At 46.6% G+C, this 7625-nt stretch carries 7 protein-coding genes and 1 pseudogene; 6 read left to right on the top strand and 2 right to left on the bottom strand.

Annotation, left to right across the window (positions count from 1 at the left end):
- Window positions 1–272: pseudogene (locus QUB64_RS28995) on the top strand (calcium-binding protein); the annotation flags it as partial.
- A gap of 73 nt (window positions 273–345) precedes the next feature.
- Here QUB64_RS28995 and QUB64_RS28990 read toward each other — a convergent pair.
- Entirely contained in the window at window positions 346–792 is a 447-nt protein-coding gene (locus QUB64_RS28990) for a hypothetical protein (RefSeq protein WP_333274382.1), read from the bottom strand.
- Between the two features lie 316 nt (window positions 793–1108).
- On the opposite strand from QUB64_RS28990, the gene QUB64_RS28985 reads away from it, so the two are divergent.
- Entirely contained in the window at window positions 1109–1951 is an 843-nt protein-coding gene (locus QUB64_RS28985; protein WP_333274385.1) for a photosystem II manganese-stabilizing polypeptide, read from the top strand.
- Between the two features lie 426 nt (window positions 1952–2377).
- On the top strand, window positions 2378–3151 hold the full coding sequence (locus QUB64_RS28980) for an RNA polymerase sigma factor SigF (protein WP_333274386.1): 774 nt from the start codon (window positions 2378–2380) through the stop codon (window positions 3149–3151).
- Window positions 3152–3461: 310 nt separating this feature from the next.
- On the opposite strand, the gene QUB64_RS28975 is transcribed toward QUB64_RS28980, so the two are convergent.
- Window positions 3462–4628 carry a pyridoxal phosphate-dependent aminotransferase gene (locus QUB64_RS28975; protein ID WP_333274388.1) on the bottom strand — a complete coding sequence of 389 codons (1167 nt, stop codon included), beginning with the start codon at window positions 4626–4628 and terminating at the stop codon, window positions 3462–3464.
- 196 nt (window positions 4629–4824) lie between these two features.
- Here QUB64_RS28975 and QUB64_RS28970 point away from each other — a divergent pair, with 196 nt between their 5' ends.
- The 3 genes from QUB64_RS28970 to QUB64_RS28960 all read left to right on the top strand — a co-directional run.
- Complete coding sequence (locus QUB64_RS28970; RefSeq protein WP_333274391.1) at window positions 4825–5337, top strand: adenine phosphoribosyltransferase; 513 nt, start codon at window positions 4825–4827, stop codon at window positions 5335–5337.
- A gap of 284 nt (window positions 5338–5621) precedes the next feature.
- Complete coding sequence (locus QUB64_RS28965) at window positions 5622–6662, top strand: ABC transporter permease (RefSeq protein ID WP_333274394.1); 1041 nt, start codon at window positions 5622–5624, stop codon at window positions 6660–6662.
- Between the two features lie 131 nt (window positions 6663–6793).
- The coding region (locus tag QUB64_RS28960) for a leucine-rich repeat domain-containing protein (protein ID WP_333274395.1) at window positions 6794–7625 on the top strand (832 nt) is incomplete at its 3' end.

The following is a 7625-nucleotide window of genomic DNA, read 5'->3' as shown; positions in this document are numbered from 1 at the left end:
CTCCAACTCCGACGACTACGACTCCAACTCCGACGACTACGACTCCAACTCCGACGACTACGACTCCAACTCCGACGACTACGACTCCAACTCCGACGGTTTCCAGGATTCCGACTGCACCGACTGTTACCGTACCTGATTCAATTGTGTCAATTAGTTCGATCGCCCCGACGGCGACTCCTGGACTGTTGCCAATGCCGGGCCAGACGCCGATCTTCCCAACGGCGGTACCGAACCCACTACCGATACCTCCTACACCTTTCGGGTTTTAGGTGCGATCGCGCAGCTCAGTGATGAGTTTTGAGTTAATGTAAAATTTACAAACTCAAAACTCATTACTCATAACTATTTAAGGCCTTGGTCAGTCTCGGCCGAGTGTTCTGGCGACTCCACCGGATCATCTTCTAAAGGAGATAATTGTTGGGCGTACCCCAAGAGCGATCGAAGTTTCATGCGGTGGATGTAAGGCCAGCCACCATTCGCTTCAATATTCCTGAGCAGTTTGTAAAGTGCTTGGCGGTTATCGGGAAAAGACGCTTGAAACAAACCGTCCCGAATTTCTCGGTGCGAAGCTTCGAGAGTCCGCAGCAAAGCCAAAAGCAGCACACTGTCTCCCTGACAACTTTCGGCTAAAGTCCGAAGCGCCTCTGTCAGCGATTGCAGTTGAGACTGCAACTTTTCTGACTCTAAATTTTTGCCGTTGTCCATACCGCTGCTTCCTTTGAAATCTACAAGGCGTTTTGCCCCAGTCGCTTGTGTCAGCCGACTAATCGAGCTAGTGGCGATCGGCATTCGGGGCTAGGAGCAACGTAACTTAAGTGGGTTGACGATCGCAAGATTTATTTGCAATCCAAGTCAGGAAAAGAGCACAACCCGTCGTACCATGTGTATTGGGCTGCGATCCGAACATGATTGAGAAATCATAAGTTCTTGCTTATTTTCACCGCACTGCGCAAGATTTTTTGAGTCAAAGCCAGTGTCGGTGAAGCGAGCGATCGGGATCTAAATGCTGCTATGGCGCTGGCCTAGCCTGCCGGCGGGCAATTATATTTTGCTCAAACTAGGGCTTTTTCTTAATATAATCCGATGTTGGATATTGAGGTTGGCAATGAAATATCGTGCTTTAATTGTTGCACTTTTAGCATTTTGCATGAGTGCGCTGGTTGCTTGTTCTTCTGCTTCTGACACGACGGTGGCGACTACCGAGTTGCTGACCTACGACGAGATTAGAGGTACAGGATTGGCTAATAACTGCCCTAGCTTGGCAGAAACTTCTCGGGGATCGATCCCCATCGAAGCGGGTGCCACCTATAAACTGACTGGTTTGTGTTTGCAGCCCACCACTTATTTTGTGAAGGAAGAAGCAGCAAACAAACGCCAAGAGGCGGAATTTGTGCCTGGTAAATTGTTGACGCGGTTCACGTCGAGTATTGACCAAGTTCAAGGTACGCTCAAGGTTGGTAATGACGGCACTCTGACTTTTACTGAAGAGGACGGCTTGGACTTTCAAGCAATTACAGTTCAGTTACCGGGCGGAGAGCAAGTACCTTTCTTGTTCACCATTAAAGAGCTGGTAGCCAGTTCCGATCCGGGAGTGGTTGCTATCAATACTTCCACCGATTTGCAAGGGGAATTTAACGTTCCTTCTTACCGCAGCGCAGGCTTTTTAGACCCTAAAGGTCGCGGTGTATCGACGGGCTACGACAATGCTGTAGCGCTTCCGGCTACAGACAATTCCAAGCTGAAACGGTCTAATGTTAAGCTGGCTGACACCCGCACCAAGGCGGGCAAAATTTCTCTCCAAGTTGCTAAAGTCAACAGCGCCACTGGCGAAGTTGGCGGGATTTTTGAGAGCACCCAGCCTTCTGATACTGATTTGGGAGCTAGACCCGCTCTGGACGTGAAAATTCGCGGTTTGTTTTACGCTCGCATTGAGCCTTCTGTGTCGTAAAATAGCCTTTCTGGATCCTTCGAACTCGAGCAGTTTTTTGCCCTAAAGCTACTGCTCGCCCTTCATTAGCCAACAGTCTTTAGCAGCATAACTGAAGACTGTTGACTAATGACTAAATTTATGATTTAATTGTGATGAGTTACGAGTTATTAATTGAGATTATTAATTAATAAAAGTATTGCGTTTAAACAGCTTTAAGCTTATAATGCGATCGGAAAAAACATCAGTAAATTTACGGATTATGCCGCATAGCTTCGGATGACCGCGCTTTGATCGCTGCGCAGTCCCAAATTTAAACAGGTGTGTCCGTTATCACAGGTATTAAGTGCTAGGATTACACCACACCAAGATTATTTTTTTTAGACTAGATGGGAAACTAGGTCTAAAGCAACATCAGTCCCCTGCTCTACCAACCCTTATGCCACCATGTCTACCACAATCCCCAACGAGCTAAAAAGCGAAAATTTGCAATTGTTACGCGAGTACCAACATTCTGGCTCCAATGAAGTCCGCAATCAGTTAGTTCAACTGAATATTGGACTGGTGAGAAAAGAAGTTTACCACTGGATCAACCAGTGCGGTGAAAGCTACGACGATTTGCTGCAAGTGGGGTGCATTGGGTTGATCGGGGCGATCGAGCGATTTGATATCTCGAAGGGACACGCTTTTAGTTCCTTTGCAATTCCCTACATTCGGGGCGAAATTCAGCACTACTTGCGGGACAAAAGCCCTTCTGTGCGAGTTCCCCGCCACTGGCTGGCCCTGGAACGCAAATCTGTCGCAGCGATCAAAGATTTGCAGGTGCAGTTGAACCGCAAACCTACGGATGCTGAAGTAGCAGCAGTGCTTGAGGTTTCTGTAGCAGAATGGCAAGAAATTAAGTTAGCCCATCTCAACAGATCGCCTTTAAGTTTAGACGCGCCGGTGCAGGATGAAGATGAGGGGGCGACTTGTCTGGGAGAATTGGTGCCCGATAACAAGTATCGCAGTTTTCAGTTGGCCCAAGAGGATCAAATTCGCGTACAGCAAGCTTTGGCGATGTTGGAACAACGGACTCGGGAGATATTGGAGTTTGTTTTTCTGTACGATTTGACGCAGAAGGAAACAGCCGAACGCTTGGGTATCAGCGCGGTGACGGTTTCTCGGCGAGTTAAGAAAGGACTGGATTTGCTCAAGGAAATTATGACCAAACAGCTTTAGTCATCAGTCATTAGTCATTAGTCATCAGTCATTAGTCAGCAGTCATTTGTCAGTTACTTCCAATAACTAACGACCAATCACCAATGACTAATGATATGATGTTCGGTCGATTACCATAACAAAAAGGGTTTGTAGTGGGCCCGAAAGTCCACTATCGGGCCCAGAACCCAAGGGCGCACGCACGCTCGAATGTTACTGCTGTTAATCCATCGGACAGGATATGACCAATGACCAATGACCAATGACCTGTTTGGCCCATGCCCCATGCCCCATGCCCCATGCCCCATGCCCCATGCCCAATGACTAATTTTTAGATACTGCGGACAAATTTATCGAGCCTTTCTACAGCTTTTTTAATTGTGCCTAAATCGGTGGCGTAAGACAATCGAATGTGGTCGTCTGCACCAAACGCAATCCCTGGAATAACTGCTACTTGATGCTGTTCTAAGAAAGCATCGCAAAATTCCAGAGAAGTCATTCCAGTTTTGCTGATATTGACAAACATATAGAAAGCGCCGTCTGGTTTGATGCAGCTAATTCCAGGTATCGCATCAAGCAATTCAAATATTACCTCACGCCGATCGGCAAAAGCTAAGCGCATTTTTTCCACAGACTCTTGGCTGCTTTCCAAAGCTGCGATCGCGCCGTACTGTGCAAAGGTACACACGTTTGAGGTACTGTGACCTTGAATGGTGCTGGTGGCTTTGATTAATTCCAGCGGGCCTGCTAAATAGCCAATGCGCCAGCCTGTCATCGAGTAGCCTTTAGCAAAACCGCTGCTGATCAGGGTGCGATCGAATATTTCTTTACCCAGGGAACCGATGCTGACGTGTTGGGCGCCCTCATATATAATTTTTTCGTAAATTTCGTCAGAAACGACTAAGATATCTCGATCGACTATCACCTCGGCCAGCGCTTTGATTTCCCCTGGAGTGTACACCATTCCCGTCGGGTTAGAAGGCGAATTCAGCACAAATAACTTGGTTTTGGGAGTGATCGCTTGACTTAGTTGTTCCGGTGTAATTTTATATCCTGTCGAAGCATCTGTCCGTACAATTACGGGCTTGCCGCTGGCGAGTTTGACCATTTCTGGATAGCTCAGCCAGTAGGGAGCCGGAATAATTACTTCATCTCCGGGATCGATCAGAGCCATCATCAGATTGTAGAGGGAGTGCTTGCCGCCGTTGGTAACAAGGATATTTTCTGGTTGATAGCTGAGATTGTTGTCATCGCGAAGTTTGCGGGCGATCGCAGCTTTTAACTGCGGTTCCCCAGCCACCGGGCCGTACTTAGTCTTTCCCGCGTCCAAAGCTTGCTTAGCCGCCGCTTTAATGTGTTCGGGGGTATCAAAGTCTGGTTCTCCCGTGCTCAAACTACAAACATCAATCCCTTCGGCCCTCATGGCTTTAGCCTTAGCTGCGATCGCCAAGGTTATGGAAGGAGGAACCTCACCCACTCGTGCTGCCAACTTGATCATTGGATTTTAGATATTATATTTTTGACTTTAGATCATAGGTTGACAAATCTTGATATTCAACCCTGTCGTTAGGAAATTATGACATTTGTTTACGTATAGTGAATCTAAAATCTAAAATTTAAAATTTAAAATCGATTGAGGTTATGATTGTAACATTTTTGATGCCTCGTTACCCTCAACCCCGATCTGCAAGCTTATGGATCTCAAATCTCTGATTCGCGACATTCCTGATTTCCCCAAGCCGGGAATTATGTTTCGAGACATTACAACTTTGCTCCGCAACCCCCAAGGACTGAGCTACACTATTGACAGTTTAGCCGAAAAATGCTCTGCAATGTCTGCTGACTATGTGGTGGGCATGGAATCGCGGGGCTTCATCTTTGGCGCGCCTTTGGCTTATAAAATGGGAGTCGGCTTTATTCCTGTCCGCAAACCGGGGAAACTACCTGGAGAAGTTCATTTTGCTGAGTACGAGTTGGAGTATGGTGTCGATCGACTGGAAATGCACAAAGATGCCATGAAATCCGGCAGCCGGGTGCTGGTTGTGGATGATTTAATCGCCACTGGCGGCACAGCGGCGGCGACGGCTAAGTTGTTGCAGCAAGCGGGCTGCGAACTTGTAGGTTTTGCTTTTGTGATTGAATTGCAGGCTTTGGGCGGGCGGCAGAAATTGCCGGATGTGCCGATCGTCACCTTGGTTGAATATTAGTCATCAGTCATTGGTCATTGGTCATTGGTCATTAGTGATTGTAGGGTGCGTCAGGGGGCTGAATGTGACGATCGCCTAATCAATAATTTTCTCCCCTGACGCACCTACGGGCTATTGGCTGCTGGTATCTATTCATCATTCACAATTATTAAATTATTCAATCTTCAATCTTCAATCTTCAATCTTCAATCCCAAATCTTCAATCTTCAATCCCAAATCTTCAATCTTCAATCTTCAATCTTCAATCTTCAATCCAAAATCTAAAATCCAAAATCTAAAATCGCATGGCTTCTATTAAGTTAAAACGGAATGGGCGAATATTGAATTCTGTATTTGGCAACGAGACATTTAGCTATGTTGTCAAGCGACTGTTGCAAGCACTTTTAACCCTATTTTTAGCATCGGCTCTTTGTTTTGCAATTATTGAACTAGCACCAGGAAATTACTTAGATACTTTAAGCCAAAATCCCAAGATTTCGCCGGAAACACTCAAGCAACTCGAACAGCAATTCGGCTTGGATAAACCAGCGATTGTGCAATATGGGCTGTGGCTGAAACAAATTCTCACACAGGGGAATTTTGGCACGAGTTTTGTGTATCAGCGATCCGTAGCGTCGCTGCTGTGGGAACGGGTACCGGCGACACTGTTGATGGCGATCGCCTCTTTGTTGGTGACTTGGGCGATCGCGCTACCTTTGGGGATTGTCGCCGCCGTCAATCAAAACCGCACAGTCGATCGGGTTTTACAAGTAGTCAGCTACACGGGCCAGGGATTTCCCAGCTTTATCACAGCCTTGCTGCTGCTATTTTTTGCTCAGAATACCTCGCCTCTTTTCCCAGTTGGAGGAATGACAAGCATCGATCATGCAGACTTACCTTGGTGGGGTCAAATCCTCGATTACTGCTGGCACTTAATCTTGCCAACAATTGCGCTCAGCGTTACTGGTTTTGCGGGTTTGCAAAGATTGATGCGCGGACAATTGTTAGACGTGCTGCGTCAAGATTATATCCGCACAGCACGCGCTAAAGGTTTGCCGGACAATCGAGTAATTTACATTCACGCTCTGCGGAATGCGATTAATCCGTTGGTGACGTTATTGGGTTTTGAGTTTGCGAGTTTGTTGAGCGGTGCGTTTATTGCAGAATTTTTCTTTAATTGGCCTGGTTTGGGTAAGCTGACTTTGGAGGCGGTGAACAATCAAGACTTGTATTTAGTCATGGCGAGTTTGATGATGGGCGCTACCATGTTGATTGTTGGTAATTTGTTTGCGGATTTGCTACTCAAAGCAGTTGACCCTCGGATTAAGCTGGAAAATCTTAAATAGAAGACTTATTGAGTAACAGAAGGTACGCAAGGGCGATTTGTAATAGGTAATTGGTAATAGTCAACAGTCAACAGTATTTCCATTACCCATGCCCTATGCCCTATGCCCCATTACCACTCTGGGAGTGTTTTATGTCAGAAAAACAACCAAACGAGCCAATGAGTTTTAGCCGCTTTGCCGACTGGTGCAGGAATATTGACCGTGTTTCAAAAGGGGCAAGACACACAGTTGAAGTGTTGTTACACCAGGCTGGCACTGATGACGCTGAAGCTGCGGAACGGATACTTTTAAGCATGACAGAACTGGAACTGTGTGGCAATGAAATTACCGACATCAGCTCCCTGGGTTCGCTGACCAATCTCACAAATCTTTTTTTCCAAGAAAATCAAATTACCAACATCAGCTCCCTGGGTTCGCTCACCAATCTGACAACACTTGATCTCGGCAGTAATCAAATTACCGACATCAGCTCCCTGGGTTCGCTCACCAATCTGACAACACTTTATCTCTGGAGTAATCAAATTACCAACATCAGCTCCCTGGGTTCGCTCACCAATCTGACAACACTTTATCTCGGCATTAATCAAATTACCGACATCAGCTCCCTGGGTTCGCTCACCAATTTGACAACACTTTATCTCGGCATTAATCAAATTACCGACATCAGCTCCCTGGGTTCGCTCACCAATCTGACAAGACTTGATCTCGGCAGTAATCAAATTACCGACATCAGCTCCCTGGGTTCGCTCACCAATCTGACAACACTTGATCTCAAATACAATGAAATTACCGACATCAGCGCCTTGCGCTCGCTCACCAATCTAACAAGACTTTATCTCGGCAGCAATAGAATTACCGACATCAGCGCCTTGCGCTCGCTCACCAATCTAACAGAACTGATTCTCTACAACAATCGAATTACCGACATCAGCACCTTGCGCTCGCTTACCAATCTAACAGAAC

This window comes from Microcoleus sp. Aus8_D2 (genome assembly GCF_036702665.1).
In the GTDB taxonomy this organism is placed as follows: domain Bacteria; phylum Cyanobacteriota; class Cyanobacteriia; order Cyanobacteriales; family Microcoleaceae; genus Microcoleus.
Note: the sequence above shows the minus strand (reverse complement) of the source record. Positions and strands in the feature narration are given on the sequence as shown.